The sequence below is a fragment of the Pseudomonas entomophila genome (assembly GCF_023277925.1).
Classification (GTDB): Bacteria; Pseudomonadota; Gammaproteobacteria; order Pseudomonadales; family Pseudomonadaceae; genus Aquipseudomonas; species Aquipseudomonas entomophila_D.
On sequence record NZ_CP063832.1, the window covers coordinates 3,785,759 to 3,812,179 of the forward strand.

Below are 26,421 nucleotides of genomic sequence, written 5' to 3' on the forward strand. Positions count from 1 at the left end.
CGTCATTTCAGGTTCTGGCGCAGCAGCATGGTGCCGCCGCGCTGGGTGAATTCAAGTTGTTTCAAGGCGCTCATGCCCAACAGCACCGCTTGGCCATCCAGGCCGGGAACCACCAGCGCGCGCACGTCGCGCAGGTGGATGTCTCCCAGCTGTAGGCTGTCGAGCCGGGTGCGGTAGCCTTCGGTGCGGCCGTTGGCGGTGCTCAACTGCACCGGCACGCCACGGGCCAGGTCCAAGTCACGGGCCAGGGCCTCGGGGATCGCCACGTCGGTGGCGCCCGTATCGAGCATGAAATGCACCACCCGGCCGTTGATCGCGCCGTCGGCGACGAAATGGCCCTGGCCGTTGCTCAGCAGGCGCACCTCGATGAAACCATCGCCCTGCTCGCTTTGCACCACGGCGTTGGGGTTCTGCTGGCGCTCCTCCCATTGGCCGAAAAAACGCGTGGCAAGGAACATCGCCGCCGCCCAGGCGACGATCATCAGTACCCTGCCCGCGCGCTTGCCCGGTGGCTGGCTCATGGGTTGGCGCTCCAGCCGCCGGCCGGCGCGTCGAAGCGCCAGACGATCGGCCGCGCTTCGCCATCCACGCGGGGGCGATCATTGTTGTCGATACCGATCCAGGCGCCGCGCTTGTCGATCACCAGCGCCTCGGCCAGGCCGTAGGGCTGCGTGTAGCGCCGCGACTCGACCAGGGCATCGGCGGCGAACGACCAGCAGCGCTCTACCTCGCCGCTTTCGGTATCGCGACGGCAAATTCGGTAGGCGTTGCGTTCGAGGGTATACAGCTTGCCCTCGAACCAGGCCAGGTCGGCGAAATCCCTCGATACAGGGCGGGCTTCCGGGAACTGCGGCGGCTGCATCTCGACACCGGCTTCACTGAGCAGCACGCAACTGCGCCCGCAGGTCCACACCGACTGCTGGCGCTGCACGGCGAGCAGGCCTCGCCGCTCACGCTCGGCGGCCAACCACAGACGGTCACCCGCCGGATTGATCGTCAGCCCTTCGAACAGTGCATTGAAGTGCAGCAGCATGCCGCTGCCCCGTGCCTGGCGGACCATGGCCTGGTCGATCCTAAGCCAGTTCGGCTCGCCGTCGACCGGCAATTGCAGCACGGCGGCATGGGCCTCGCTGACCACATAGAGGTTGCCGGCCTGGTCACAGGTAATGCCCTCAAGGTCCAGAGAGCCACCACGGATATACGACGCCGCCCAGTTGCGCGACTTCAGCCCCCATGGCAGGCCGGTGTCCGGCACGTCCGGAGGGGTAAACACCAGCGGCTGGGCACTCCAGGTCGCGTTGTCCTGATCCAGCCGATAGATGCGGTCATCATCCCGGTCGGAAACCGCCCACAACGCGCCCCGGCACAAGGCCAGGCCCGAGAGGTTGCCGCCACGCATGCCATCGACGGCGTGCTCACTGGTGAGCTTGAGCTCCGGCCAGTTGCCCGCCTGGGCCTGCAAGGCGAACAACGCCAGGCAGGTTGCCAGGAGCAGACGAATCAAACCATGACCTCGGCCAGGTTGCCCTTGGTCTCCAGCCAGCTCTTGCGGTCACCGGCGCGCTTCTTGGCCAGCAGCTTGTCCATCAGCTCGCAGGTAGCCTGCACGTCGTCCAGCGTGAGCTGGACCAGGCGACGGGTGTTCGGGTCCATGGTGGTCTCGCGCAGCTGCGGCGGGTTCATCTCACCCAGGCCCTTGAATCGGGTGACCTGGGGTTTGCCGCGCTTCTTCTCGGCGACCAGGCGATCGAGGATGCCGTCGCGCTCGGCTTCGTCCAGGGCGTAGTAGATCTCCTTGCCCAAGTCGATGCGGAACAGCGGCGGCATGGCCACATAGACGTGGCCGGCCTCTACCAGCGGGCGGAAATGCTGGACGAACAGCGCGCACAGCAACGTGGCGATGTGCAGGCCGTCGGAGTCGGCGTCGGCGAGGATGCAGACCTTGCCGTAGCGCAGTTGCGAGAGGTCGCTGGCACCCGGGTCGACGCCGATGGCCACGGCGATATTGTGCACTTCCTGGCTGGCCAGGACTTCGCCACCGTCGACTTCCCAGGTGTTGAGGATCTTGCCGCGCAGCGGCAGGATTGCCTGGAATTCCTTGTCCCGCGCCTGTTTCGCGGAGCCACCCGCAGAATCACCCTCAACCAGGAACAGCTCGGCACGCATCGGGTCCTGCCCTGCGCAGTCTGCCAGCTTGCCGGGCAGCGCCGGGCCCTGGGTGATGCGCTTGCGCTCGACTTTCTTGCTCGCTTTCAGGCGACGGCCGGCGTTGCTGATGGCCAGCTCCGCCAGTTGCATGCCCAGCTCGGGGTGGGCGTTGAGCCAAAGGCTGAAGGCGTCCTTGACCACGCCGGAGACGAACGCCGCCGCCTCGCGGGACGACAAGCGCTCCTTGGTCTGCCCGGAGAACTGCGGCTCCTGCATCTTCATCGACAGCACGAAGCTGACGCGTTCCCAGACGTCCTCGGGCGCTAGCTTGACCCCGCGCGGCAACAGGTTGCGGAACTCGCAGAACTCGCGCATGGCGTCCAGCAGGCCCTGGCGCAAGCCATTGACGTGGGTGCCGCCTTGCGCGGTGGGGATCAGGTTGACGTAGCTTTCCTGGATGCTGTCGCCACCTTCGGGCAGCCACAGCAGGGCCCAGTCGACGGCCTCCTTGTTACCGGCCAGGCTGCCGCAGAATGGCTCGTCGGGCAGGCGCAGGAACTCGCTGACCGAGTCGACGAGATACGAACGCAGGCCATCCTCGTAGTGCCACTCGACCTTCTCGCCAGTCCCCTTGTCCTCGAAGCTGATGGACAGCCCCGGGCACAACACAGCCTTGGCCTTGAGCACATGCTTGAGGCGGCTGATGGAGAACTTCGGCGAGTCGAAGTACTTCGGATCGGGGGTGAAGTACACGCTGGTACCGGTGTTGCGCTTGCCAACGGTGCCGACCACCTCCAGCTCGCTGGCCTTGAAGCCGTCGGCGAAGGTCATCTGGTACTCGTTACCGTCGCGTTTGACCCGCACGCGGACCTGGCTCGACAAGGCGTTGACCACCGAGATGCCGACACCGTGCAGACCGCCAGAGAACTGGTAGTTCTTGTTGGAGAACTTGCCGCCGGCGTGCAGCTTGGTGAGGATCAGTTCCACACCGCAAACGCCCTCCTCGGGGTGGATGTCGACCGGCATGCCGCGGCCGTCATCGCTGACTTCCAGCGAGTGGTCGGCGTGGAGGATGACCTGCACCGAGCGGGCGTGACCGGCCAGGGCTTCGTCGACACTGTTGTCGATGACTTCCTGGGCCAGGTGATTGGGCCGGCTGGTGTCGGTGTACATCCCCGGCCGCTTGCGAACCGGGTCAAGGCCCGAGAGGACTTCGATGGCGTCTGCGTTATAGGCGCTAGCGCTGGGATTGGCCATGGGGTCTCGTCGTCAGTCAGGTGAATACAAAAGTCAAAATACAGAAAAATCCAGCGCCGCATACTGCCCACGGGCAATACCGGCGAAGGCCAGCAAGGCCGGAAGCTCTCTGGCGAAGCCCTGGTAACTGTGGTCGCCGCCGGCCTGGATGCGCAGGGCGCAGGCGCGGTAATAGCGCTCGGCCTGGCGATAGTCCAGTGTTTCATCGGCGGTCTGCAACCACACTTGATAGCGGCTGGCGTCTTGCGGGGGCGGCACTTCCAGTTCCGCTAGCGCTTCCACATGATCGTGGGTCAGCTCCCAGGCCTCGTCGGTATAGAGGTTGCGCTGGGGGCCCAGGTAGCCGTCGAACAGCCGATGCGGCGCGACCGCCGGGTTGACCAGCAAGGCCTTGAGCCCGTGGCGCTCGGCCAGATGGGTGGCATAGTAGCCGCCGAGGGAGCTACCGACCAGCAGCGGCGCCCCCAGCTCACCAATGGCTGCCTCCAGTTGGGCGATAGCCTGGCGCGGATGGTGGTGCAGGGCCGGTACGCGCAGTTGGTCGGCCAGGCCGAGCTGCTGCATCACCGCCTCGAGCTGACGGGCCTTCTTCGACAGCGGCGAGCTGTTGAAGCCATGGATATAGAGGATGGAACCCGACATGCTGCCCCCGGACGCAAAGATGCGCAGTGTAGCGCGTTCGAAGGGCATTGGCGCAGCGGGGGGATTTTCGCGAAAAAGACTGCAAACGGTGCATCGCGCTTCTGTAGGAGCGTGTTTACCCGCGAACACCGGCGGAGCCGGTGCCAAGCACCGCAGTGCCGTCTTCGCGGGTAAACCCGCTCCCACAGAAATTGTGTCGCCTGTGAGCTTGCAAGCAGCCTCTCAATACCCTGGGCTGTCGAAGTCCAGCTTCACCTCGAAATCGAGCGCCCGTTCCACCCCGGTTTCCAACCGTCCGTCGTCATGCAACCGCAGCCAGCGATACCCCGGCTGCTCCTCGCTCACCTTGAATGCCTCGCTGCGGGGCGCGAACTGGATGCAGGTCGACGGTGTGGCGAGGTAACGGACACCATCACGCAGCTCATCCCATTCCTGATGAATATGCCCCCAGAGCAAGGCTTTCACCTGTGGATAACGCTTGAGACGCAGCAACAGTTCATCGGCATTGCGCAAACCAATCGGCGCGATCCAGGCGCAACCGATATCCACCGGCTGGTGATGGCAGCACACCAGGCAATGGCGCTCACCGACATCGGCCAGCGCCTGGTCCAGCACGGCCAGCTGATCGTCCGCCAACAACCCAAACGTGGCACCTACAACCGCCGAATCGAGCATGACGATGCGCCATTGGCCAATGTCGGTCACGGCCTGCACCAGCTCTGGCGCCACGGTCTGCATCACCTGAGCTTCGTCATGGTTGCCTGGCAGCCAGCGCGAAGGTGCGCCGAACACTCCCGTCAATTGGCGGAAAGCGTCGTAGGAGGCCTCGCTGGCATCCTGGGACAGGTCGCCCGTGCATAGCAGTAAGTCAATGCGCGGCTGCTCGCGCAGGACCTGGCCGACCACATGCTCAAGGCTGTCGCGAGTAATGAGGCCCAGCAGGCTGCCTGCCGGGTCGGCGAACAGGTGAGCGTCGGTCAGTTGCACCACGTGAACGGGTGACGGAGGCGAAAGTGGTTGCGGCAACGGCCGTCTCCTCGAGCGGATTCAGCACGGATTATGGCGGGGGATCGGCTTCGAGCAAACTCTCGAAACCGACCTGCATCACATTTCAGCGCACCGCTTCCAGTTCATGGCCGCAAGCCAGGCAGTGGCTCAGCCACTCACCGAGGAACAGGTTGAGTTGGGCTTTTTCGTCCGGTTGATGCATCGCCGTGTTGGGGTACGGGTAGATGCTACGCAGGCGGCGGGTGTGCTCGGCGCTGACCACTTCCGCCATACGCGCGTCGTGATAGACCTGCACTTCCAGGGCCGGCACGGGCAGCCACGGCAGGCTGTGTTCCTGGCGCACCCGCAGCGTGGTGGTGTAGGGGCAGGCCAGCACCACGTCGAGCACCAGCACACCGAGCATCTGGTCACCCTGAGTCATGCCGATGCGCCGCGAACTTTGCGTGGTGCGCATGTCCGGCAGCAGGCGCATCAGGCGGGCATAGTTGGCCTCGCAGGCAGTCTGCAGCCCGACCAGGTCGACCCGATAGCGCTCGCGCAGCAGGTTCACTTCCACATACCTCGAACTTCGTCACGGTTCAGGGCCAGCCATTGCAGGGCGATGATCGTGGCGGCGTTGTGAATCTTGCCATCGCGCACGGCTTGCAACGCATCCTCGAATGCCCAGACGCGCACCCGGATATCTTCGCTCTCTTCTTCGAGACCATGCAGGCCGCCCGCACCTTCGCTCTCGCAACGCCCCAGGTAGAGATGGACAAATTCGTCGCTGCCGCCAGGTGATGGGAAGTACTTGGTGATAGGCCAGAGCGCCTTGAACGTCAGGCCTGCTTCTTCTTTACCTTCGCGACGGGCAACTTCTTCAGGGTCTTCCCCCTCCTTGTCGATCAGCCCAGCCACCATTTCGATGAGCCAAGGGTTGTCGACCTTGTCCAGGGCACCCACGCGGAACTGCTCGATCAACACCACTTCGTCGCGCTGCGGGTCGTAGGGCAACACGCAGACGGCGTCATGCCGCACGAACAACTCGCGGGTGAACTCACGGCTCATGCCACCGGCGAACAATTCGTGGCGCAGGTGCAGCTTGTCCAGCTTGTAGAAACCCTTGAACAACTGCTCACGCCGGGTGATCTCGACCGTCTGGGGCACCGAATTCAACGTGTCCGTCATGCAAACTCCTCATTACCTCGATTACCGCATCGCGCAATCCTACTCTGCGAACCGCCCGGTTTCATCCCTTTCCGTCGACCGTTCGAGCGGCCAGGACAGGCGCGCCACTCTCTGTTAGCTTAGTGGCGAACTGAAGGCCGCGCAGGCGGTCCAAGGCCGATCATCACCGTTGTGCAAGGATCAACATGAGGCTAGTCAAACTGACTTGCGTGGCCGCCCTGGCCCTGGCGCTCGGCGCCTGCCAGAGCCTGTTCACGCCCAACTACCGGGCCCCGCTCGAGGTCAAGCGCGAAGCCTGGGAGCACCTCAAGCCCGGCTGCAGCGAAAGCGACTGCCCACTGGTCAACATCGACGTGGTGCACTTCCCAGCCCTGCCCAAGCTCGACGCCATCGTCGAAAAGCGCCTGCTGCAACTGACCGAGGACAACCAGCGCGGCACCCCGCCGACCTCGCTGCAAATGTATGAACAGCAGTACCTGGCCAAGGCCGACAAGCGCAACAGCAGCTACCTGCAAGCCAAGGTACGCGAACAGCATGACGGCCTGGTGATCATCGAGCTGTCCAGCTACCTCGACAGCGGCGGCGCCCACGGCATGCCCGGGCGCGGCTTCATCAACTACTCGCGCAAGCTGGACAAGGTGCTGACGCTGCAGGACATGCTGGTGCCCGGCCAGGAAGCGACGTTCTGGAAGACCGCCGAGGAGTCCCACCGCGCCTGGCTGATCAGCACCGGCATGGACAAGGACCCGGAGTTCGTCAAGACCTGGCCGTTCAAGCAGTCGCCGCACATCGCCCTGACTTACGGCGCGGTGGTGATCAAGTACGAGGTCTACGCCATCGCCCCGTACTCCATGGGCCACGTCGAGCTGAAGATCCCCTACCCGCGCCTCAACGGCGTGATCAAGCCCGAGCTGTTTCCCGGCCGCGGCTGAGCGATAGCAGCAAATGCAGCCCCCCTGCCAGCAGCAGTGCCGGCAGGGTCGCCCCCAGCTCCGGCGCCGCGTTCGCCATCAGGTGATAGGCCACCACCCCCACCGCCCAGGCCAGCAGCACCTGCCAGTGCAACCCCTCCACCACTGCTGGCAGGCGGCGGCGACGGACCACGAAGTGGTCCACCAGCACCACACCGAACAATGGCGCGAACACAGAGCCGATCAGCAGCAGGAAGTTCTGGTACTGGGCCAGAGGCGCCAGCAGGGCGATCAGGGTGCACAGCACGCCGATGGCCAGGGCCAGGTGCTCGACCTTGAGCTTGATCAACAGCCCGGTGGAAACCGCCGCGGAATGAATGTCGGCGAAGGCGTTCTCCGATTCGTCCAGCAGGATCAGCAGCAGCGGAATGCCCAGCCCGGCGCCTGCCAGCGCCAGCAACAGCGCATTCACCTCACCGCTCGGCGCGAACGCCAGGGTGTAGGCCACGCCCAGGCTCATCAGCCAGGCATTACCAATGAAAAAGCCCAGCGCCGTGCCGCCGAACACCCGGCTGGCGCGCTGGCCGAAGCGTGAATAGTCGGCGATCAGTGGCAACCACGACAGCGGCATGGCGATGACGATGTCGAAGCCCACGGCCAGGGACAGCGAACCCTCTCCCGGGCGGCGCCACAGCTCGGCCAGGTCGGCCTTGGCGAACAGGTTCCAAGTCAGCCACAGGCAGGCGCCCAGCAGCAGCCAGATACCCCATTTGCGCAGCACCTTGCGTACGAACGCCAGTGGCCCGCTGACCGCCAGCAAGGTGGCCAGGGCGCCAAAGCACAGCGTCCACAACAATGGGCTGCTCCAGCTGCTGCTTTCTCCGAATGCGCGTGTGCCCAGCAGGCTGGCGGCGTCGCGCATGACGATGATCTCGAACGAACCCCAGCCGATCAGTTGCAGCAGGTTGAGCAAGGCCGGCAGGCGCGCGCCGTGGCGACCCAGGGTCAAACGCAGGCTGCCCATCGCCGAGAGACCGGTGTCACTACCGATCACACCGGCCGCCGCAAGCAATAGCACACCCACCGCCGTGCCAAGCGTGATCGCCATGACCGAGCCGGCCAGGCCCAGGCCCGGCGCCAGCAGGCCGCCGACCTGCAGGACCATCAGGCCGATGCCGAGGGAGAACCACAGCGAGAACAGGTCGCGGGCGCCGAACTGGCGGTGATGGGAGGGGACCGGGTGGTCAGGGGAGAAGTGGCTGAAGGTTGTCATTGTTGTTTACCGGTTACCTGAAGAAGAGCGCTGAAACGTGGGAGCGGGCTTGCCCCGCGATGGCGTCGTTGAATCCAACATCGCCATCGCGGGGCAAGCCCGCTCCCACGCCACTCACGTTAGCTCGAGAAGGTCAGACCTTCTGGTACAGCTGGCTGCCTTCCTGGCGGAACCGCTCGGCCTGCTCGCGCATGCCCTGCTCGACCGTCACGTCAACGGTTTCGATCTTGGCGGCGTATTCGCGCACTTCCTGGGTGATCTTCATCGAGCAGAACTTCGGCCCGCACATCGAGCAGAAGTGCGCGACCTTGGCCGACTCCTTGGGCAACGTCTCGTCGTGGAACGAGCGCGCGGTGTCCGGGTCCAGCCCCAGGTTGAACTGGTCTTCCCAGCGGAACTCGAAGCGCGCCTTGGACAGCGCATTGTCACGAATCTGCGCGCCCGGATGCCCCTTGGCAAGGTCCGCAGCATGCGCAGCGATCTTGTAGGTGATGATGCCCGTCTTCACGTCATCCTTGTTCGGCAGGCCCAGGTGCTCCTTGGGCGTGACGTAGCAGAGCATGGCGCAACCGAACCAGCCAATCATCGCCGCGCCGATGCCCGAGGTGATGTGGTCGTAGCCCGGGGCAATGTCGGTGGTCAGCGGGCCGAGGGTGTAGAACGGTGCCTCGTCGCAGCACTCCAGCTGCTTGTCCATGTTCTCCTTGATCAACTGCATCGGCACGTGGCCTGGGCCTTCGATCATGCACTGCACGTCGTGTTTCCAGGCAATCTTGGTCAGCTCGCCGAGGGTTTCCAGCTCACCGAACTGGGCGGCGTCGTTGGCATCGGCGATCGAGCCCGGGCGCAGGCCGTCGCCCAGCGAGAAGCTGACGTCGTAGGCCTTCATGATTTCGCAGATCTCGTCGAAATGCGTGTAGAGGAAGTTCTCTTTGTGGTGCGCCAAGCACCACTTGGCCATGATCGAGCCGCCACGGCTGACGATGCCAGTGACGCGTTTGGCGGTCAGCGGCACATAGCGCAGCAGCACGCCGGCGTGGATGGTGAAGTAGTCCACGCCCTGTTCGGCCTGTTCGATCAGCGTGTCGCGGAACAGCTCCCAGGTGAGGTCCTCGGCGACACCATTGACCTTCTCCAGGGCCTGGTAGATCGGCACGGTGCCGATCGGTACCGGCGAGTTGCGGATGATCCACTCGCGGGTTTCGTGGATGTGCTTGCCGGTGGACAGGTCCATGACCGTGTCCGAGCCCCAGCGGATACCCCAGGTCAGCTTGGCCACTTCTTCCTCGATCGAGGAACCCAGGGCGCTGTTACCGATGTTGCCGTTGATCTTCACCAGGAAGTTACGGCCGATGATCATCGGCTCCAGTTCCGTGTGGTTGATGTTGGCCGGGATGATCGCGCGGCCACGGGCGATCTCCTCGCGCACGAACTCGGGGGTGATTTCTTTCGGGATGCTCGCGCCGAAGCTATGGCCGGCGTGCTGCTGGTCCAGCAGGCCGGCCGCGCGGGCTTCCTGCAGCTTCATGTTCTCGCGGATGGCGACGTATTCCATCTCGGCAGTGATGATGCCCTGGCGTGCGTAGTGCATCTGCGTGACGTTGGCGCCGGCCTTGGCGCGGCGTGGGTTGCGCACGTGGGCGAAGCGCAGCTTGGCCAGTTCGGCATCGTTCAGGCGCTGCTGGCCGAAGTTCGAGCTCAGGCCCTCCAGGCGTTCGGTGTCGCCACGGGCGTCGATCCAGGCCGAGCGCACATCGCCCAGGCCCTTGCGCACGTCGATGACGACATTGGGGTCGGTGTACGGGCCGGAGGTGTCATACACCAGCACCGGGGCGTTTTTCTCGCCGCCGAAGTCGGTAGGGGTGTCGTGCAGGCTGATTTCGCGCATGGGCACGCGGATGTCGGGGCGTGAACCTTCGACATAGACCTTGCGCGAATTGGGCAGGGGTTGCACGGACTGTTGGTCGACTTGGGCCGACTCGCTCAGACTGATCGTTTTTTCTTGTTTGCTCATCACAGGCTCTCCAGACAGCTCCCTTGCGGGCGGAATGTCGGGGGTGAACCTGAAAGGCGCGGACGCACCCGTGTCGACGAGTGCAGTGCCGGATACGTGGAGGTGCCTTGCGCTGCAAGCAGCTGAGACATTCCCGGACCTGGCACAAGAGGCTCCCGGGATAATGAGAGCAATCTTGTTCCCTACGCAGGCGCTAACCTGATCAGGTTCAACGGGATCCGCAACTTTGCGATCTCAGCCTTTGCTTCAAGGCACCCCGACAAGAACATGCGCAGTCTAGACTGGAGTGGCCGGCAAAGCCAAGCGGGTAAATCCGGGGGTGATAAATGGCACAAGCAGTGGATTGTTGAGGACGGCGTGCGGCACTACACTGGCGCATCGCTCGATACCCGACAGTACAGTAAATAAAATTTGATCAAGGATTGCCCTATGCTGCGCAAACTCTCACTGGCAATTGCCGTGTCTTGTGCGTCCCACGGAGTGGCCTGGGCAGTGGATACGCCCACGACGGTGAAGACCGACCTGGTCAGCGTCTACCAGGAAGCGGTCGATAACAACGCCGACCTGGCCGCCGCCCGCGCCGACTATGGCGCCCGCCGTGAAGTGGTGCCCCAGGCCCGTGCCGGCCTGCTGCCCAATCTCTCGGCCGGCGCCGAGATGATGAACACGCGGACCAAGCTCGACGAACCGTCGATCACCTCCAACCGCAGCGGCAACGCCTGGAGCGCCACCCTGGCGCAACCGATCTTCCGCGCCGACCGCTGGTTCCAGTTGCAGGCCGCCGAGTCCGTCAACGAGCAGGCCGCGCTGGAACTGTCGGCCACCGAGCAGAACCTGATCCTGCAGACTGCCGAGAACTACTTCGCCGTGCTGCGCGCGCAGGACAACCTGGCCTCGACCAAAGCTGAAGAAGCGGCCTTCAAGCGCCAGCTCGATCAATCCAACGAACGCTTCGACGTCGGCCTTTCGGACAAGACCGACGTGCTGCAATCGCAAGCCAGCTACGACACCGCCCGGGCCAACCGGATCATTGCCGAGCGCCAGGTACAGGATGCCTTCGAAGCCTTGATCACCCTGACGAACCGCCAGTACAGCGCGATCCAGGGCGTGGTCCACACCCTGCCGGTTCAGGTGCCGACCCCCAACGACGCCAAAGCGTGGGTCGAGACCGCCGGGCGGCAGAACCTCAACCTGCTGGCGACCAACCACGCCGTGACCGCCGCCGAAGAAACCGTGCGCCAGCGCAAGGCGGGCCACGCACCGACCCTCGATGCCGTGGCGAAGTACCAGAAAGGTGACAACGACAACCTCGGCTTCACCAACTCGCAACTGCAACCGAACGTGCCCTACGGCCGTGACGTGGAGCAGACCAGCATCGGCCTGCAACTGAACATTCCAATCTACAGTGGCGGCCTGACCAGCTCGCAGGTTCGCGAGGCCTATTCGCGCCTCACGCAGACCGAACAGCAGCGCGAAAGCCTGCGTCGCCAGGTGGTGGAGAACACCCGTAACCTGCACCGCGCGGTGAACACCGATGTCGAGCAGGTGCAGGCGCGCAAGCAGTCGATCATCTCCAACCAGAGCGCGCTGGAAGCCACCGAGATCGGCTACCAGGTGGGGACGCGCAACATCGTCGATGTGCTCGATGCCCAGCGCCAGCTGTACACCTCGGTACGCGACTACAACAACAGCCGCTACGACTACATCCTCGACAACCTGCGCCTGAAGCAGGCCGCCGGCACCCTGAGCCCGCAAGACCTGCAAGACCTGGGGCGCTACCTGAAAGCCGACTACAACCCGGACAAGGACTTCCTGCCACCGGACCTGGCAGCGGCGGCGGCAAAGAACTTCGAACGCCGGCCCTGATTACCGCAAAAGGCGACGCCATACCTGCAGGAGCCAGCGTTGCTGACGAACGGCTCCACGCCGTTTTCACTGGCAAGGCTACGCCTTGCATCGCCAGCGAAGCTGGCTCCTACAGCAATCTTGCCAGCCCATCCAGCAGGCGCTGCAACGCGCCCTGGTTGGCTTGCATCACCGCCCTGCCCGCCTCGCCCATGCGCAGGGCATCCTGGGGCAGTTCCACCAACTGGCGCACCCTCTCCGCCAGCCCGTCGGCGTCGTCCACCTGCTGCAACGCCCCCGCCTCACGCAGCATCGCGCTGATTTCCAGGAAGTTGAACACGTGCGGCCCCATGAGCACCGGCAACGCCAGCGCGGCGGGCTCAAGCGGGTTGTGCCCACCCGTTGGCACCAGGCTGCCGCCAACGAAGGCAATATCGGCCAGGGCATAGAGGAACAGCAACTCGCCCATGGTGTCACCCAGCAACACCTGGGTCTGCGCCGCCACCGGCTCGCCGAGCGAGCGGCGCACCGTGGCGAACTGCTCGGCGCACAGGGCATGTACCGCGTTGAACCGCTCGGGATGACGTGGTACCAGGATCAGCAGCGCATCACTGTGCACCTGCAACAACTGCCGGTGGGCATCGAGAATCAACGCATCCTCGCCGTCATGGGTACTGGCGGCGATCCATACCGGGCGCTGGGTCGCGCCCCACTGCCCACGCAGCTCACGGGCACGCGGCAACAACTGCTCGTCGACCTTCAGGTCGAACTTGATCGAACCGGTCACCTGCACGCACTCGCTGCGCGCCCCCAGACGACGGAAACGCTCGGCCTCTGTCGCGGTCTGCACCGCGATCAGGCTCATCTGCTCGAGCATCGGTCGAGTCAGGCCGGCGAAACGCGCATACCCCCGCGCTGAACGCTCGGACAGCCGCGCATTGGCCAGCGCCACCGGAATGCCGCGCTTCGCGCATTGATGGATATGGTTGGGCCAAAGTTCGGTTTCCATGATGACGCCCAGCTTCGGCCGCACATGGTCGAGGAAGCGCCCCGCCGCCCACGGCAGGTCATAGGGCAGGTAGCAGTGCTGCACCCGCGGCTCGTTGGCGAACATCGCGTGGATCCGCTCCGAGCCGGTCGGGGTCATGCAGGTGAGCGTGATGGGCAGGTCCGGGTACTGCGCAAGCAAGGCACGAACCATTGGCGCGGCGGCGATGCTCTCGCCCACCGAGACCGCATGCACCCAGATGCCCCCCTGGCGCAGCGGCGGCAACTGCCAGGCGAAACGCTCGGCAATACGCGCACGATAGGCCGGCGCCTTGCGCCCGCGCAGGAACAGGCGCAGCGCGACCAGCGGCAGGCCCAGGTGAAACAGCAGGGTATAGAGGGTTCTGTTCATGGCGGCGGAGTTTACTAGGAACCGCGCGAAAAGGCCTGTCAGCCAATCGCTCGCAAGTGCACGGCGAAGCGCTCGGCCAGCCATTGGGCGGCCGGGCCCAGTGGTTCGTCGCGGCGCCAGGCCAGCTCCGCGACCAGGGCCGGCGGGCGCCACTCGCTGTCCAGTTCGACCATCTGCGCCTGGTAGGTGGGGTACTGCACCACATGCCGTGGCAGCCAGGCCCACCCGAGGCCACGCATCAGCAGCTCGGCCATGGCGTAGAAGCTATCGGCGCGCCAGACCTGCGGGCTGATCGCCTCGCCACCGGGGTAGCCACTTTGCTGGGGCGTGATCAGCAACTGGCGATGACGCGCCAATTGCTGCCGGCTGACCTTGGCCAGGCTCGCCAGTGGATGGTCGACGGCACACACCGTGACCATCTCGACACTGCCCAGCGCGCGGCGCTCGAGCGAGGCGGGAATACGCTCGTGATGGAAGAACAGCCCAAGGTCGGCGCGCCGCTCCACCAGCTTACGTGCCACATCCCCCTGGGCACCACTGGCCAGCTGGACCTCAAGATAGGGGTAGCGCGCCGCCAACTCGTCGAGGCTGTCGATCACCGGCTGGTACGGCATGGCCTCGTCCTGGGCCACCCGCAGCAAGGCTTCCTGGCCGCGCATCAACGCCAGGGCCCTACCATCGAGGCGTTCGCACTGGCGCAGCAGTTCGCGGGCATCCTCCAGCAGCGCGGCACCGCTTTCGGTCAGCCTGGGCTGGCGCCCGCTGCTGCGTTCGAACAGCGCCACGCCCAGGTCCACCTCCAACAAGGCGATGGCGTTGCTTACCGCCGACTGCGCCCGCCGTTGTTCGCGCGCCACGGCGGAAAACGAACGCAGTTCCGCCGTGCGCACGAAAAGCCGTAGTTGTTCCAGGTTCCAGTGCTCGGCCATTGCCAACCCATCTCCATATCAGATAGGTAATGACTTTACCGCATCTGGGCATCCCCTAGAATGCACAGCCAGCAACGGAGGACCCGCACCATGAACGCCTATACCTATCTCGCCATCGCCATCTGCGCCGAAGTCATCGCCACCGCCTCCATGAAGGCGGTCAAGGGGCTGAGCACACCGCTGCCGTTGCTGTTGATGATCTGTGGCTACGGGGTGGCTTTCTGGATGCTGACCCTGGTGGTGCGCAGCATTCCGGTGGGCATCGCCTATGCGATCTGGTCGGGGCTGGGCATCGTGCTGATCAGCGTCGCAGCCCTGGTGATCTATGGGCAGAAGCTGGATGTCCCGGCGATGCTGGGCATGGCCATGATCGTCGGTGGCGTGGTGGTGATCCAGGTGTTCTCCAACACCGCCGGGCACTGACCCCGCGTCCTTGTAGGCGCCAGCCTTGCTGGCGAACGCCTCCCCTCTGGCAAGGCTTGCGCCTTGCATCGCCAGCAAGGCTGGCTCCTACAGGCCGTGTGCAAGCTGGTCGAGGGCTTAGCCTGTATACTGCGCACCTGTCCCAGCTTTCGAGGTGCCCGCATGCCATCCGCCATTTCCACTGACGTGCTGATCGTCGGCGCCGGGGTCGCAGGCCTCTGGCTCAACGCCCGCCTGCGTCGCCTGGGCTATTCGACGGTACTGGTGGAGCGCGCCAGCCTGGGTGGCGAGCAGACCATCAAGTCGCAAGGCATCATCCACGGCGGCACCAAGTACGCCCTGCACGGCGCCCTGACCGGCGCCTCCGAGGCCATCGCCGACATGCCGCGGCGCTGGCGCGAAGCGCTGGCCGGCAACGGCGAGCTGGACCTGACGGGCACCCGCCTGCTGTCCGATGCCCACTACCTCTGGTCCCCCGGCACCCTGGCCGGCAACCTCACCAGCTTCTTCGCCAGCAAGGCCGTGCGTGGCCGGGTCGACCAGGTCAAGGGCGAGCAACTGCCCCCGGCGCTGCAGGACCGCGCATTCAAGGGCAAGGTCTATCGCCTGGCTGAACTGGTCATCGATGTGCCCAGCCTGCTGGCCAACCTCGCACGACTGGCTGGCGACAGCCTGCTGGCGGGCGAACATATCGAGCCGCTGCGCGAGGGCGACGAACTGGCTGGGCTGCGTGTCGACGGTCGCGAGATCCGCGCCCAGCGCATTGTCCTCAGCGCCGGTGGCGGCACGGCGGACCTTCTGCATGCACTGGGCCTCGAGCAGCCCGCCATGCAGCGCCGTCCGCTGCACATGGTCCTGGCCAAGGGGCCCAACCTCAAACCGCTGTACGCCCACTGCCTGGGCGGCGGCCCCAAGCCACGCATCACCGTGACCACCCACCCGGCCGCCGACGGCCAGTGGGTGTGGTACCTCGGTGGCGACATCGCCGAAGCCGACGGTGTGGCCCGCGAGCCCGCCGCGCAGATCGCCGCGGCGCAGAAGGAAGTCGCCGGCCTGTTGCCCTGGGTCGACCAGAGCCAAGTACGCTGGGCCACCCTGCGAGTTGATCGCGCCGAACCCGCGCAATCGGGCCTGGTGCGCCCGGACAACGCCTTCCTCGCCGAGCAGCAGCGCCTGCTGGTGGGCTGGCCGACCAAACTGGCCCTGGCGCCAGACTTCGCCGACCGTGTGCTGGCCAGCTTCGAACGCGATGGCCTCCACCCCTCGGCACAGCCAAACCTGGCCGAGCTGCCGCGCCCACCGCTGGGCGTACCGGCCTGGGAGCAACTGCTGCCATGAGCCTGCCAACCTTGCACGACCATCATCGCCCGCTGGGCAGTACCGGCCTGCGCGTATCGCCCCTGGGCCTGGGCACGGTCAAGCTGGGCCGCGACCAGGGCGTGAAGTACCCCAACGGTTTCACCATCCCCGATGACGAAACCGCCCGCCTGCTGCTCGGGCAGGCGCGCGAACTGGGGATCAACCTGCTCGACACCGCCCCGGCCTATGGCCGTAGCGAGGAGCGCCTGGGCCCGCTGCTGCGCGGCCAGCGCGACGAATGGGTGATCGTCAGCAAGGTGGGTGAAGAGTTCGACGACGGTCAGTCGCATTTCGATTTCAGCGCCGCCCACACCCGCCGCTCGGTCGAACGCAGTCTCAAGCGCCTGGAGACCGACCGCATCGAACTGGTGCTGGTGCACTCCGACGGCAACGATCTGGCGATCCTCGAGCATGAAGCCGTGTATGAAACCCTCGCCACGCTTAAGCAGGAGGGCAAGATTCTCGGCTATGGTTTCTCCGGCAAGACGGTTGCCGGCGGCTTGAAAGCCCTGGAACAGGGCGACTGCGCCATGGTCACCTACAACCTCAACGAGCAGGCGGAGCGGCCGGTGCTGGACTACGCTGCCGAGCACGGCAAGGCGATCCTGGTGAAAAAGGCCTTGGCCAGCGGGCATATCTGCCTGGCGCCCGGGGTCGATCCGGTGCAGGCCAGCTTCGAGCTGCTGTTCGCCCACCCGGGCGTGAACAGTGCCATTGTCGGCACCATCAACCCGGTGCACCTGGCCCACAACGTGGCCACCGTCGCCCGCATCCTGGGCCGCCCCTGAGCCGCCCGGACGGGGGCCCAACGCAAGGAGGAGCCTCGTGCCGCGTACGCTGATCCGCAAGAACCCGAGCAATTTCAAGACATTGCCGCTGCATGTCGAGGCCACCCCCGACGGCCTCACCTACCAGAGCATCGGCATGCCGCTGAACTTCGCCCAGACGCTGCAGCGGCGCAAGGCGATTCAGCTGGTAAACAACGACCACTTTGTGGCCGAGCTGGCCAACCTCGGGGTATCAGTGCGCCTGACCTTGCATTGGCATGGCCGCGACTATTGGGTGCTTGTGCGTCAACGCCGCCAGGATCGCGGCGATGTAGTGCTGAAACTGATCTCTGGCTATGTGCCCGCCCACGAGCTGAACCTGCCCCTGCATACGGCGATTCAGGAAGTGGCCGAGGAGTGCCTGCTGGAAACACCCGAAGGCTGGCTCGGCGGACGCTTCAACGACACCTGGCTGCCAGCGCCCTATGCCGCCGCCCTGCACTACCGCGAGGCCCTGCCCTTCGTCCTGACACCGGCCTCGGGAGCAGCCCGCCCCGTGCACTGTGGCAACCTGATGTTGCTGGAGCGGCCACAAGCCTATGTGCACTTGCCCACCGCCTCGTTGCAACTGATCTACGACCTGCGCCTCGAGGTCCCCAGGGAGGCCAAGTCGCTGAGCCTGTTCCATGTCGACGAACGCCTCGAAGGCGACCAGTTGGTGGCACGCCTCGACCGCAAGCGCCCGGACCTGTACTTGATGCCCTTGCGGGACGGCAAGCCACTGGCAGAGCTCTACACCGTGAAAAAGGACCAACTGTTGCCAGCCAGCACGCGCGGGCTATGGCTGGCGGAGAGCTTCGCTCGTCAGGAAGGCTGGGTCGTTCGGGATGAGCGGGTGCGCTGGAAGCAATGGCTGAAGGACCAAGGGCTGGTCGACAGCAGGACGGCGCCAGCGTCGCATCTGGAGCGTTTCAGTGACAAGGCGCGGGCGCTGCTGGAGCGGGCGCGCACCTCGCTACACAAGTAGTCACCCACCTGTAGGAGCCAGCCTTGCTGGCCCCTACAGGAACATCGATCAGTGCTTGCGGATCTTCTCGACGATGGCCGTGGTCGAGCTGTTTTCCACCAGCCCCAGCACCTTCACCGTGCCGCCATAGGCCTTGACGATATCGGCGCCGACCACCTGGTCGATGCCATAGTCGCCGCCCTTGACCAACACGTCCGGCTTGACCTGGCGCAGCAGGTTTTCCGGCGTGGCCTCGGGGAAGCTGATCACCCAGTCCACCGCCCCCAGGCCAGCCAGCACGGCCATGCGCCGGTCGACGCTGTTGATCGGCCGGCCAGGCCCTTTCAGGCGGCTGACCGAGGCATCGTCGTTGATCGCGACGATCAGGCGGTCGCCCTGGGCACGTGCCTGCTCCAGGTAAGTTACGTGGCCCGCGTGAAGGATATCGAAGCAGCCGTTGGTGAAGACGATCGTCTCGTTGTGCGCACGGGCATCGTCGATGGCCAGCAACAGCTGCTCCAGGCTCAGCACCCCACGCTCCGAACCCTCTTCGCGCTGGATGGCCCGGCGCAGTTCAGGGGCACTGATGGCAGCGGTACCGAGCTTGCCGACCACGATGCCGGCCGCCAGGTTGGCCAGGGCGACGGCATGGGGCAGGTCCTCACCAGCGGCTATGGCAGCGGCAAGGGTCGAGATCACGGTATCACCGGCACCGGTCACATCGAACACTTCACGGGCACGGGCCGGCAGGTGCAGGGCCGGATGGCCGACGCGCAGCAGGGTCATGCCATGCTCGCCACGGGTCACCAGCAAGGCACCAAGGTCGAGCTCTTCCAGCAGCTTCAAGCCTTTGGCGACCAGTTCGGCCTCGTCGGCGCAGCGCCCGACGATGGTCTCGAACTCGCTCAGGTTCGGAGTGATCAGGCTGGCGCCACGGTAGATCGTGAAGTCCTTGCCCTTGGGGTCGGCCAGGACCGGGATCCGTTTTTGGCGAGCGGCCTGGATCAGCGCCTGGTGATTGCGCAGCGCGCCCTTGCCGTAGTCGGACAGGACCAGGACCTTGACGCCTTCGAGCAGCGCTTCGACTTCCTCCCCCAGCGATAAGGGGTCGGTGGCGAAAGGCTCTTCGAAATCGATGCGCAGCAACTGCTGATGCCGGCTCATGACCCGCAGCTTGACGATGGTCGGCTGGTGGGCGATGCGCTGGAAGATCGAACGCACGCCGGCTGCCTGCAGGCTGTTGGCGAGGCTGTCGGCCGCCTCGTCCTGGCCGGTGACACCGACCAGCGAGGCGGGCGCGCCGAGGGCGGCGATGTTCAAGGCCACGTTGGCCGCGCCACCGGGGCGATCCTCGATCTGGTCGACCTTGACCACCGGCACTGGCGCCTCGGGCGAAATACGTGAAGTACCGCCATGCCAGTAGCGGTCGAGCATGACATCGCCGACCACCAATACCGGGGCTTGATCGAAACGCGGCATGGACAACTTCATGGGCAACCCATATGAAAAAGTGAACAGGGGCAGGATATTAGCACAGGGGCGAGGATGGCTTTACGGCCACCTGCATGTGAACACATCGTGGTGATGATCGGGGCCTTGCAGGCCCCGATTTTCGTGGGGTCAGGTGATGTCGGCGTTTTCCGGCGCATCCAGCCCCATGGCGTGCAGGCGGGCATAATAGCCATTGGCCGCGAGCAGTTCGCTGTGGGTGCCGCGCTCCACCAGGCGGCCCTGGTCCATCACCAGGATCATGTCCGCCTTCTCGATGGTCGACAGCCGGTGGGCGATCACCAGCGTGGTGCGCCCCTGCATGACATGATCGAGGGCTGCCTGGATATGGCGCTCGGACTCGGTGTCGAGGGCCGAGGTCGCCTCGTCGAGGATCAGCAATGGCGCGTTCTTCAACAGTGCCCGGGCAATCGCCAGGCGCTGGCGCTGACCACCGGACAACAGCACGCCGTTCTCGCCCACTTCAGTGTCGAAGCCTTTGGGTAGCTGGTCGACGAACTCCTTGGCGTAGGCATCAGCTGCGGCAGCCTCGATGTCCTCACGCGGCGCACCGGCGAGGTCGCCGTAGGCGATGTTGTTGGCCACCGTGTCGTTGAACAGGGTCACATGCTGGGTCACCTGTGACACATGCTGGCGCAAGTTGCGCAGACGATACTGCTCGATCTCCACGCCATCGAGCAGGATCTGCCCTTCGCTGTGGTGATAGAAGCGCGGGATCAACGCCGCGAGCGTCGACTTGCCACTGCCGGAACGCCCCACCAGGGCAACCATCTGGCCCGGCTCGGCGGTGAAGCTGATATCGCTGAGTACCTGACGCTCGGTGCCGGGGTAGGTGAAGCTGAGGTTGCGCACCTCCAGACGACCCTCGACTCGCTGCTTCTCGACAGTACCGCTGTCAACCTCAGGCTGTTCGTCCAACTGCTCGAAGATGCTCTCGGCGCCCGCCAGGCCCTTCTGGATGGTCGAGCTGACCTCGGAAAGCTGGCGGATTGGTTTGGGCAGCAGGCCAGCCGCAGTGATGTAGGCAACCAAGTCCCCGGCAGAAGCTTCGCCACGAAGGAACAACACCAGGAACATCAACACGGCCATGGCGCTATAGATCACCAACTGCAACAGCGGTGTATACAGGGCACCAGTCTTGGTCATGCGCAGCTGTTTGTCGGTGTTACTCTGGCTGGCCTTGTTGAAACGGCCTTCCTCATAGCGTTCGCCACCGAAGCTGCGCACCACCCGGTAACCCTGGATGGTCTCGGAAGCGACATGGGTCACGTCGCCCATGGCCACCTGGATCTTCTTGCTCTGCTTGCGGAATTTCTTGCTGGCCGTACTGACCATCACGGCGATGACAGGCAGGATGGCAAGCATGACCAAGGTGAGCTGCCAGTTCATCCACAGCAGGTAAAGGAACAGGAACACCACTGTCAGGCCTTCGCGGATCACGACCTTGATCGCGTCGGTCGCCGCGCCGGTGACCATCGTCACGTTGAAGGTGATACGCGAGATCAGGTGACCGGAGTTGTGGTTGTCGAAATAGCGGTTGGGCAACACCAGCAGCTTGTTGAACAACTCGACACGCAGGTCGTGCACCAGACAGAGCGATACCTTGGCCAGGAAGTAGTTGCCCAGGAACGAGCCCAGGCCCTGCCAGGCAGCGATCAGGATGATCAGCAGCGGCACCGCCTGCAGCAGTTGCAGGTCGCGAAGATAGGGCACGTCGGGGAACAGCACGGCCTCCGGGTTGCTCAGGCCGTCGACGAAGTACTTGAGGATCCCGGCCAGCATGGGCTGGGTGGAGGCGAATATCACGAAACCGACGATACTCAGCAGGAAGATGCCGATATAGGGTTTCACATAGCTCAACAGCCGGAAGTAGATCTTCAGGCTGGAGGAGTTTTCCGCAGGGCGCGGTGTTTCGGCCATCGTCAAGCTCGCTGTACAGGTTGAACCGGCGATTTTACCACAGGCTTGTCACCGGGCCGCGCCCCGGGCAGCAACATCGCCAACCCCACCGGCAACCAACTGATGAACCATTCAGCGCGCGGCGTGCCCGTCAGGCTCGCGGCGTCGAACTGCATCGCCAGGGTGGAGAACACCCAGAGGCTCAACAGCAGCTTGCCGAAGGGCGTCGAGCGCGCGCGGACAATCTCGCCAAGGGTGAACAGCCATACCGCGACCCACAGCAGCATGCCCGGCAAGCCCAGTTCGACGGCAACGTGAGTGAACATGTTGTGGGTGTGGTCAAACTGTAGCCCAGCAGCCTCGACCCGGTAGAAGGCTCCCAGACCAAGCCCGGTCCAGGGATGCTCGGCGATCATTTGCAGGGAGACCTGGAATATCTCCGGGCGGTAGGACGAGCCGCGCTGCATGATTAGGAGGTCATAGGCCATGGAAATTCCAGCCCCCCCCGCGACCAGCACGACCATGGCAAGGGCGCCGCTGTAGCGACTACGGAACCAGAGCGGCGCAAACAGGACGGTAAGCGCCACGGACATGAGCGCACCACGGCTTTGAGTGAACGCGACAAACGCCCCCAGGCATGCCAGTGCCGCCAACCACCCCAATTGCAGCCCCCGACTCCGAGGGCAGTCGTACGACAACCAGATGATCGCCGCGCCGATGACATAGGCACCGAGAATCGGGTGCGAGATCTCCCCGATACCTTCAAGCCGGGCCTGCAACGGATAGCCAATCACACTGTAGAAGCGGATGATCGAAACCAGTGCCGCGACGGCCAGCAGCATCCCGCCAACCCGCAAAAGCATGCGGCAACGCGCCTCGCCTAGCTGCGCCAGCAACGGGAACGCCATCAGAAACACCAGGATGTACAACAGCCGTTTGACTTCGCGTGAGCCTTCCTCGGTGGAGGACCAGGCCAGCGTCGCGGCACTCCAGGCCAGCAACAAGGCGACACTGGCCCATAAGGCACGCTGCCGGCGCCACGCATCGACGAAAACATGCCGGGCCGGCCAAGCCAACAATAAGGTCGGCAACCACAGGAACAACACCAGCCCCTGCTGGTACAGCTTGTTGCTCGGCGCCAGCGCAATCGCCGCCAGAAACCAGGCAAACCCCAACCCCAACCAGGCTTGCACCCAGCGCTTTTCGTAAAACATCAGTCTCCCCCCGATGATTCGAACTCACACCCGCATGGTGCTTCCGGGTAATTTTCGGCATTATTGCCGGTCATTTTGCTTGCCCAGAAGACAAGGCCACCTCAATGCAATGCTCCCGGCTAACCCAGGTCGACTTCGATCAGCTGACACAAGGCGCCAAGATTCTTGAAGCAGACAGCCATGGCGCCAAAGTCTACCTGCTCGGCGATGGAAACATCCTCAAGGTTTTTCGTCGCAAGCGCCTGATTTCATCCGCATTGCTGCGGCCGTATTCGCAACGCTTCATCGACAACGCCCTGCACCTTGCGCAACTGGGCTTTCCAACCCTGGAGGTGATCAGCCATCACAAGCTGGCGCTGCCAGGCCGCACGGCCGTGCTCTACCGCCCGCTCCCGGGGCGCACCCTGCTACAGCTGTCGCGCGAGGGCAATTTCGACTGGGAGCAGCACTTGCCACGGCTGGTGGAGCTGGTTCGCCGGATGCACCGCTCAGGCATCTACTTCCGCTCGCTGCACCTGGGCAATGTGGTGGAAACCCCCGAAGGGGTACTGGGGTTGATCGATGTCGCCGACATGCGCTTCCTGCGCGCCCCGCTTTCGTTGCGGATGGTAAGGCGTAACGTTCGCCACATGGTGCGTTACATCGAGCGTGAAGGGCTCGGCAACCAGTTCCCTCTGGAAGCGTTCGAGGCGGCACTCTCGCAACGCTGAGCCTCAGCGCTTCAGCAGGCCAGCCGCTCCCTCCTTGAAAGCCTCCCATCGCTCTTGCGGTGCCATGGCCCGCCACTGCTCGCGGGCCTGGGCAGCAGCATCACGCCGGCCACATTGGCCGATCGCATCGACCCAGGCAGCCAGATCACCAACGGGCAGGTAGCAGCCCGCCTCGCCCAACTGCTCGCGAAACACCGGCAAATCGCTGCAGAGTACTGGTACACCTGACAGCACAGCCTCCTGCACCACCAAACCAAGCCCTTCCGAGCGAGAAGGCACCAACAACCAGTCGAATGCCGGGTACAGCCGGATCAGGTCATCACGATGCCCACCGAAGTGCACGCAACCCTCGACGCCAAGGGCCTTGACCTGCTCCTCCAGCCGAGCGCGTAGCGGACCGTCGCCAAGAATGGCCAGACGCAAATCGGGTTGACGCTCCTGCACCTGGGCGAATGCCTCGATCAGCATTTCGAAGCCCTTGCCCTCGACCAGCCGCCCCACAGCGCCCAGCAAAGGCCCTTGCACCGGAAGCGCCAGCGCCTGGCGGGCCGCTTCCCGCCCCAGCAACTGCTGGGTGAATACCTGAGGGTCCAGGGCCATGCGCAAGGTGCCCACCGGGCAACCAAGCCCCTGCTCAAGCGAACGCGCCAACGTCGCGGAGACGGCGGCGACACTCAGTTGCTCGGGTGGCAGGCTGCGAAACAGCCTGACATCGCGTGTGCTCAGACGCGTCCTGCCGTGGAACAGGACGGTGACCCGCACATCTGCCATTTGCCGGACGAGTGGCAGGAACAGCCGGGCCACGCCCAACCCATCCAACACCAGCAGGTCCACCGAGGCCTCGACCAGTGCCTTGCGAAGGCGCCAACGAAGCCACGGCATCGCCAGCACATAAGGCATTCGCCCCTTGAGCAAACGCTGCGGCAAATGCCAACTGCGCACCTGCCCGAAACTGCTGCACAGACCGTCACCGAGCAACAACCAGTTGCAAACCCGCGCGTCCGACTGCGCATGAACCAGAAGATCCCGATGGACCTTGTGTATGGACATGTAGGGCGAGCCGCCCGACCACATCACATTGACGATATTCAACGGCATTGCGCCCCTTCCAGGAGTCCATGGGCATCGTATGAGCCGTATCAATGGGCCAGGAAACCGATCCCCAGCCCAACCACCAGCCCGAGCAACGACGATAGCGCAAACTTCACCCGATCCCGTTGCCGACGGCGGACCTTGCGTTGAACCTCTTCCGGCACGGTCACGTGCATGCCGAAGCCAGTATGCAGCACCGCGTCACCCTCAAGGGTCACGGCCGTCAGGTTCAACTCGGCATAACGACGCGACAGCGCCTTCTCACCAGAATAGGCCGCGTATGGCGCACAGCTTTGATAATCGCTCAAGCGCCGCAGCCCCGGGTTGAGCGAGAAGGCCTGCCACTCGGCTTTCTCCGAAATCAGCGGGTAGCAGGGCACGCCAGCGATCACTTGGCGATCACCCAGATGGATGTACGGACTGTGGATGGCCAGGTCGTGGGCGTGACTGCGCAGCCACACCTGAAGCAGGTGCGGGCTGACTTCAAGTATTGCGCGGGAATCCTCGACGAACCCCGGGCGATAGAAGCGCCAGTCATCCTCGCAATGGAAGATGTACGGTGTCCGCACACGGCTATAGGCCAGGTCGATCGACGCCAGTTGGCCCAGCTTGGGGCGGTTCACGAACACCGTGCAATGCGCTTTCCAGTGTTCCGGCACCGCGTCATGCACCGCATCGTTGCCCGAGTCTTCGGTGATGAAGACCTCGCGGACCGTCGCGGTGTTGTACCGGTCAAAGCTTTCCAGGGTTTCCTTAAGCAGGTCGAAACGCCCGCAACTCGTCACCACCAGGGTGACATCACTTACATCGGAAAAACGCACGGGGTTCCCTCCGCCTCGCGGCAGGTACACTACATGCCCATCATCGATGGGCGAATCAAAAATTCAGATTCCGAGCTGCAGGCGCAGACGCTGCCATGGGGTCAGCGGTGGATGGGGCCGCAGCGCGGGGCTCATGTGTTCGACAATGCTACGGCCGACCTGGGCAAAACTGAAGCGAGAAGTTGCAAGTTCGCGGCCATTGACGGCAATACGCGCCGCCAGGTCCGGATCATCGCGCAGGCGGCGCAATTTGGCCTGCAGTACCGGGATGCTGTCGTAGAGCACGACGTTGTGCATGTCTTGCAGCCCCAAGGCGCGGTTTTCCTGCTCACCCTGGTCGTAGGCCAGCAGCACGCAACCACAGGCCATTGCCTCGAAGTTCTTGATCATGTACTCGCCCATGCCGACATCGGCGCTTACAAAAAAGCGGATACGGTTGAGCGTGTTGCAGTAATCCTCGCCCGACTTGGTCCGGGTGACCACCAGGTTCTCCACCCGCCCCAGTTCGTCCAGCAACGCCTTGCGACCGCTGTAGGCGACACTGTTGGTGCTACCCACGAACGCCAGCTCAATGTCGCGCTCGCGGCCCTGGTCGGTGAGCAATTGCTCGTCATAGCCCTTGGGCACGAACACCGCGTCGAAACCTTCCTGGCGCAGGCGCTCGCTGACCATGTAGCCGGAACTGATGACCCGCGCCCACGGCAGCTTGCGGTAGTGCGCGCTGAACTTGCCGGTGTACTTGCAGGGGATGTAGTTCTGGTAGGCGTCGTGCTCGAGGATCACCAGGTTGGGGACGCTGCGGATGAACGCCACCTGACGGATTTCCTGCTTGAAACGCAGGAAGAACACGATGCGGTCGTAACGCGTGACATCCACCTCGCGCTTGAAATAACGGCGCAGGTTGCGCTGGTCCTCGCTGGACAGCCAGCGCAGGTCGCAGTCGCAGTTGGCCGCGACACCGTCGTACAGGCGGTCGAGAATCGCCCGCTGTTCCTTCTGCACCAGAAATAGGACTTTCATTGCTTTCC

23 protein-coding genes, 1 pseudogene and 1 riboswitch are annotated in these 26,421 nt (G+C 64.3%); of the genes and pseudogenes, 7 read left to right on the forward strand and 17 right to left on the reverse strand.

Translation table 11 applies throughout. The features are described from left to right. Positions 1 to 2: 2 nt before the first annotated feature. From IM733_RS16760 to IM733_RS16790, 7 genes are all read right to left on the reverse strand, one after another. Positions 3 to 521: a retropepsin-like aspartic protease family protein gene (locus tag IM733_RS16760; RefSeq protein ID WP_248917667.1), complete on the reverse strand. Its 519-nt coding sequence runs from the start codon at positions 519 to 521 to the stop codon at positions 3 to 5. Next, entirely contained in the window at positions 518 to 1,504 is a 987-nt protein-coding gene (locus IM733_RS16765; protein ID WP_248917668.1) for an esterase-like activity of phytase family protein, read from the reverse strand. Before IM733_RS16765 ends, IM733_RS16760 begins: the two co-directional genes overlap by 4 nt. Next, the gene (gene parE, locus IM733_RS16770) at positions 1,501 to 3,405 is read right to left on the reverse strand and encodes a DNA topoisomerase IV subunit B (protein WP_248917669.1); all 1,905 of its coding nucleotides are present in this window, start codon (positions 3,403 to 3,405) and stop codon (positions 1,501 to 1,503) included. The genes IM733_RS16765 and parE overlap by 4 nt, the downstream gene beginning before the upstream one ends. Before the next feature lie 33 nt (positions 3,406 to 3,438). Beyond that, positions 3,439 to 4,047: a YqiA/YcfP family alpha/beta fold hydrolase gene (locus IM733_RS16775; RefSeq protein WP_248917670.1), complete on the reverse strand. Its 609-nt coding sequence runs from the start codon at positions 4,045 to 4,047 to the stop codon at positions 3,439 to 3,441. A 222-nt stretch (positions 4,048 to 4,269) separates the two neighbouring features. Further along, positions 4,270 to 5,073, reverse strand: coding sequence for a 3',5'-cyclic-AMP phosphodiesterase (gene cpdA / locus IM733_RS16780; RefSeq protein WP_248917671.1), 804 nt, complete (start codon positions 5,071 to 5,073; stop codon positions 4,270 to 4,272). 85 nt (positions 5,074 to 5,158) lie between these two features. After that, positions 5,159 to 5,611: a DUF1249 domain-containing protein gene (locus tag IM733_RS16785; protein WP_011535973.1), complete on the reverse strand. Its 453-nt coding sequence runs from the start codon at positions 5,609 to 5,611 to the stop codon at positions 5,159 to 5,161. Further along, positions 5,602 to 6,222 (reverse strand): NUDIX domain-containing protein, encoded by a 621-nt coding sequence (locus tag IM733_RS16790; RefSeq protein WP_248917672.1) that lies wholly within the window; start codon positions 6,220 to 6,222, stop codon positions 5,602 to 5,604. Before IM733_RS16790 ends, IM733_RS16785 begins: the two co-directional genes overlap by 10 nt. A 185-nt stretch (positions 6,223 to 6,407) precedes the next feature. Here IM733_RS16790 and IM733_RS16795 point away from each other — a divergent pair, with 185 nt between their 5' ends. Then, a complete protein-coding gene (locus IM733_RS16795; protein ID WP_248917673.1) occupies positions 6,408 to 7,154 on the forward strand; it encodes an RsiV family protein in 747 nt (248 codons plus the stop codon). Here the strand turns inward: IM733_RS16795 and cytX are convergent. Then, on the reverse strand, positions 7,123 to 8,406 hold the full coding sequence (cytX, locus tag IM733_RS16800) for a putative hydroxymethylpyrimidine transporter CytX (protein ID WP_248917674.1): 1,284 nt from the start codon (positions 8,404 to 8,406) through the stop codon (positions 7,123 to 7,125). The two genes, IM733_RS16795 and cytX, sit on opposite strands and share 32 nt — an antisense overlap. Before the next feature lie 133 nt (positions 8,407 to 8,539). Further along, positions 8,540 to 10,420, reverse strand: coding sequence for a phosphomethylpyrimidine synthase ThiC (gene thiC, locus IM733_RS16805; protein ID WP_248917675.1), 1,881 nt, complete (start codon positions 10,418 to 10,420; stop codon positions 8,540 to 8,542). Between the two features lie 162 nt (positions 10,421 to 10,582). After that, a riboswitch (TPP riboswitch) is annotated at positions 10,583 to 10,689 on the reverse strand. 160 nt (positions 10,690 to 10,849) lie between these two features. On the opposite strand from thiC, the gene IM733_RS16810 reads away from it, so the two are divergent. After that, a complete protein-coding gene (locus IM733_RS16810; protein WP_248917676.1) occupies positions 10,850 to 12,286 on the forward strand; it encodes a TolC family outer membrane protein in 1,437 nt (478 codons plus the stop codon). A 109-nt stretch (positions 12,287 to 12,395) separates the two neighbouring features. Here the strand turns inward: IM733_RS16810 and waaA are convergent, their stop codons facing one another. Both waaA and IM733_RS16820 read right to left on the reverse strand, forming a co-directional pair. Continuing rightward, positions 12,396 to 13,664 (reverse strand): lipid IV(A) 3-deoxy-D-manno-octulosonic acid transferase, encoded by a 1,269-nt coding sequence (waaA, locus tag IM733_RS16815; RefSeq protein ID WP_248917677.1) that lies wholly within the window; start codon positions 13,662 to 13,664, stop codon positions 12,396 to 12,398. A gap of 38 nt (positions 13,665 to 13,702) precedes the next feature. Further along, on the reverse strand, positions 13,703 to 14,593 hold the full coding sequence (locus IM733_RS16820) for a LysR family transcriptional regulator (protein WP_248917678.1): 891 nt from the start codon (positions 14,591 to 14,593) through the stop codon (positions 13,703 to 13,705). Positions 14,594 to 14,683: 90 nt separating this feature from the next. Here IM733_RS16820 and IM733_RS16825 point away from each other — a divergent pair, with 90 nt between their 5' ends. From IM733_RS16825 to IM733_RS16840, 4 genes are all read left to right on the forward strand, one after another. Then, positions 14,684 to 15,016: a DMT family transporter gene (locus IM733_RS16825; RefSeq protein WP_011535981.1), complete on the forward strand. Its 333-nt coding sequence runs from the start codon at positions 14,684 to 14,686 to the stop codon at positions 15,014 to 15,016. A 162-nt stretch (positions 15,017 to 15,178) separates the two neighbouring features. After that, the gene (locus IM733_RS16830) at positions 15,179 to 16,354 is read left to right on the forward strand and encodes an NAD(P)/FAD-dependent oxidoreductase (protein ID WP_248917679.1); all 1,176 of its coding nucleotides are present in this window, start codon (positions 15,179 to 15,181) and stop codon (positions 16,352 to 16,354) included. Further along, the gene (locus IM733_RS16835; protein ID WP_248917680.1) at positions 16,351 to 17,163 is read left to right on the forward strand and encodes an aldo/keto reductase; all 813 of its coding nucleotides are present in this window, start codon (positions 16,351 to 16,353) and stop codon (positions 17,161 to 17,163) included. Before IM733_RS16830 ends, IM733_RS16835 begins: the two co-directional genes overlap by 4 nt. A gap of 37 nt (positions 17,164 to 17,200) precedes the next feature. Next, positions 17,201 to 18,169 carry a metal ABC transporter ATPase gene (locus tag IM733_RS16840; protein ID WP_248917681.1) on the forward strand — a complete coding sequence of 323 codons (969 nt, stop codon included), beginning with the start codon at positions 17,201 to 17,203 and terminating at the stop codon, positions 18,167 to 18,169. 48 nt (positions 18,170 to 18,217) lie between these two features. Here IM733_RS16840 and hldE read toward each other — a convergent pair whose 3' ends face one another. The 3 genes and pseudogenes from hldE to IM733_RS16855 all read right to left on the reverse strand — a co-directional run. Continuing rightward, positions 18,218 to 19,639, reverse strand: coding sequence for a bifunctional D-glycero-beta-D-manno-heptose-7-phosphate kinase/D-glycero-beta-D-manno-heptose 1-phosphate adenylyltransferase HldE (hldE, locus tag IM733_RS16845; RefSeq protein ID WP_248917682.1), 1,422 nt, complete (start codon positions 19,637 to 19,639; stop codon positions 18,218 to 18,220). 129 nt (positions 19,640 to 19,768) lie between these two features. After that, positions 19,769 to 21,577 carry a lipid A export permease/ATP-binding protein MsbA gene (gene msbA, locus IM733_RS16850; protein WP_248917683.1) on the reverse strand — a complete coding sequence of 603 codons (1,809 nt, stop codon included), beginning with the start codon at positions 21,575 to 21,577 and terminating at the stop codon, positions 19,769 to 19,771. An 18-nt stretch (positions 21,578 to 21,595) separates the two neighbouring features. Further along, a pseudogene (locus IM733_RS16855) lies at positions 21,596 to 22,770 on the reverse strand (O-antigen ligase family protein); the annotation flags it as partial. A 104-nt stretch (positions 22,771 to 22,874) separates the two neighbouring features. On the opposite strand from IM733_RS16855, the gene IM733_RS16860 reads away from it, so the two are divergent. Continuing rightward, positions 22,875 to 23,480 (forward strand): toluene tolerance protein, encoded by a 606-nt coding sequence (locus IM733_RS16860; protein ID WP_248917685.1) that lies wholly within the window; start codon positions 22,875 to 22,877, stop codon positions 23,478 to 23,480. A 3-nt stretch (positions 23,481 to 23,483) separates the two neighbouring features. Here the strand turns inward: IM733_RS16860 and IM733_RS16865 are convergent, their stop codons facing one another. The 3 genes from IM733_RS16865 to IM733_RS16875 all read right to left on the reverse strand — a co-directional run bounded on the left by IM733_RS16865 (position 23,484) and on the right by IM733_RS16875 (position 26,413). Continuing rightward, positions 23,484 to 24,572: a glycosyltransferase gene (locus IM733_RS16865; RefSeq protein WP_248921187.1), complete on the reverse strand. Its 1,089-nt coding sequence runs from the start codon at positions 24,570 to 24,572 to the stop codon at positions 23,484 to 23,486. Between the two features lie 47 nt (positions 24,573 to 24,619). Further along, positions 24,620 to 25,393, reverse strand: a complete 774-nt coding sequence (locus IM733_RS16870; protein ID WP_248917686.1) for a glycosyltransferase family 2 protein — start codon at positions 25,391 to 25,393, stop codon at positions 24,620 to 24,622. A 63-nt stretch (positions 25,394 to 25,456) separates the two neighbouring features. Next, positions 25,457 to 26,413 (reverse strand): glycosyltransferase, encoded by a 957-nt coding sequence (locus IM733_RS16875; RefSeq protein WP_213658568.1) that lies wholly within the window; start codon positions 26,411 to 26,413, stop codon positions 25,457 to 25,459. Positions 26,414 to 26,421 lie beyond the last annotated feature (8 nt).

Coding starts and splice junctions, on each gene's coding strand:
- msbA (WP_248917683.1), bottom strand. CDS start 21,577: ATGGCCGAAACACCGCGCCCTGCGGAAAACTCCTCCAGCCTGAAGATC.
- cytX (WP_248917674.1), bottom strand. CDS start 8,406: ATGACAACCTTCAGCCACTTCTCCCCTGACCACCCGGTCCCCTCCCAT.
- IM733_RS16760 (WP_248917667.1), bottom strand. CDS start 521: ATGAGCCAGCCACCGGGCAAGCGCGCGGGCAGGGTACTGATGATCGTC.
- IM733_RS16875 (WP_213658568.1), bottom strand. CDS start 26,413: ATGAAAGTCCTATTTCTGGTGCAGAAGGAACAGCGGGCGATTCTCGAC.
- IM733_RS16860 (WP_248917685.1), top strand. CDS start 22,875: ATGCAATGCTCCCGGCTAACCCAGGTCGACTTCGATCAGCTGACACAA.
- waaA (WP_248917677.1), bottom strand. CDS start 13,664: ATGAACAGAACCCTCTATACCCTGCTGTTTCACCTGGGCCTGCCGCTG.
- thiC (WP_248917675.1), bottom strand. CDS start 10,420: ATGAGCAAACAAGAAAAAACGATCAGTCTGAGCGAGTCGGCCCAAGTC.
- IM733_RS16775 (WP_248917670.1), bottom strand. CDS start 4,047: ATGTCGGGTTCCATCCTCTATATCCATGGCTTCAACAGCTCGCCGCTG.
- IM733_RS16790 (WP_248917672.1), bottom strand. CDS start 6,222: ATGACGGACACGTTGAATTCGGTGCCCCAGACGGTCGAGATCACCCGG.
- parE (WP_248917669.1), bottom strand. CDS start 3,405: ATGGCCAATCCCAGCGCTAGCGCCTATAACGCAGACGCCATCGAAGTC.
- IM733_RS16810 (WP_248917676.1), top strand. CDS start 10,850: ATGCTGCGCAAACTCTCACTGGCAATTGCCGTGTCTTGTGCGTCCCAC.
- IM733_RS16830 (WP_248917679.1), top strand. CDS start 15,179: ATGCCATCCGCCATTTCCACTGACGTGCTGATCGTCGGCGCCGGGGTC.
- IM733_RS16835 (WP_248917680.1), top strand. CDS start 16,351: ATGAGCCTGCCAACCTTGCACGACCATCATCGCCCGCTGGGCAGTACC.
- IM733_RS16820 (WP_248917678.1), bottom strand. CDS start 14,593: ATGGCCGAGCACTGGAACCTGGAACAACTACGGCTTTTCGTGCGCACG.
- IM733_RS16825 (WP_011535981.1), top strand. CDS start 14,684: ATGAACGCCTATACCTATCTCGCCATCGCCATCTGCGCCGAAGTCATC.
- IM733_RS16795 (WP_248917673.1), top strand. CDS start 6,408: ATGAGGCTAGTCAAACTGACTTGCGTGGCCGCCCTGGCCCTGGCGCTC.
- hldE (WP_248917682.1), bottom strand. CDS start 19,639: ATGAAGTTGTCCATGCCGCGTTTCGATCAAGCCCCGGTATTGGTGGTC.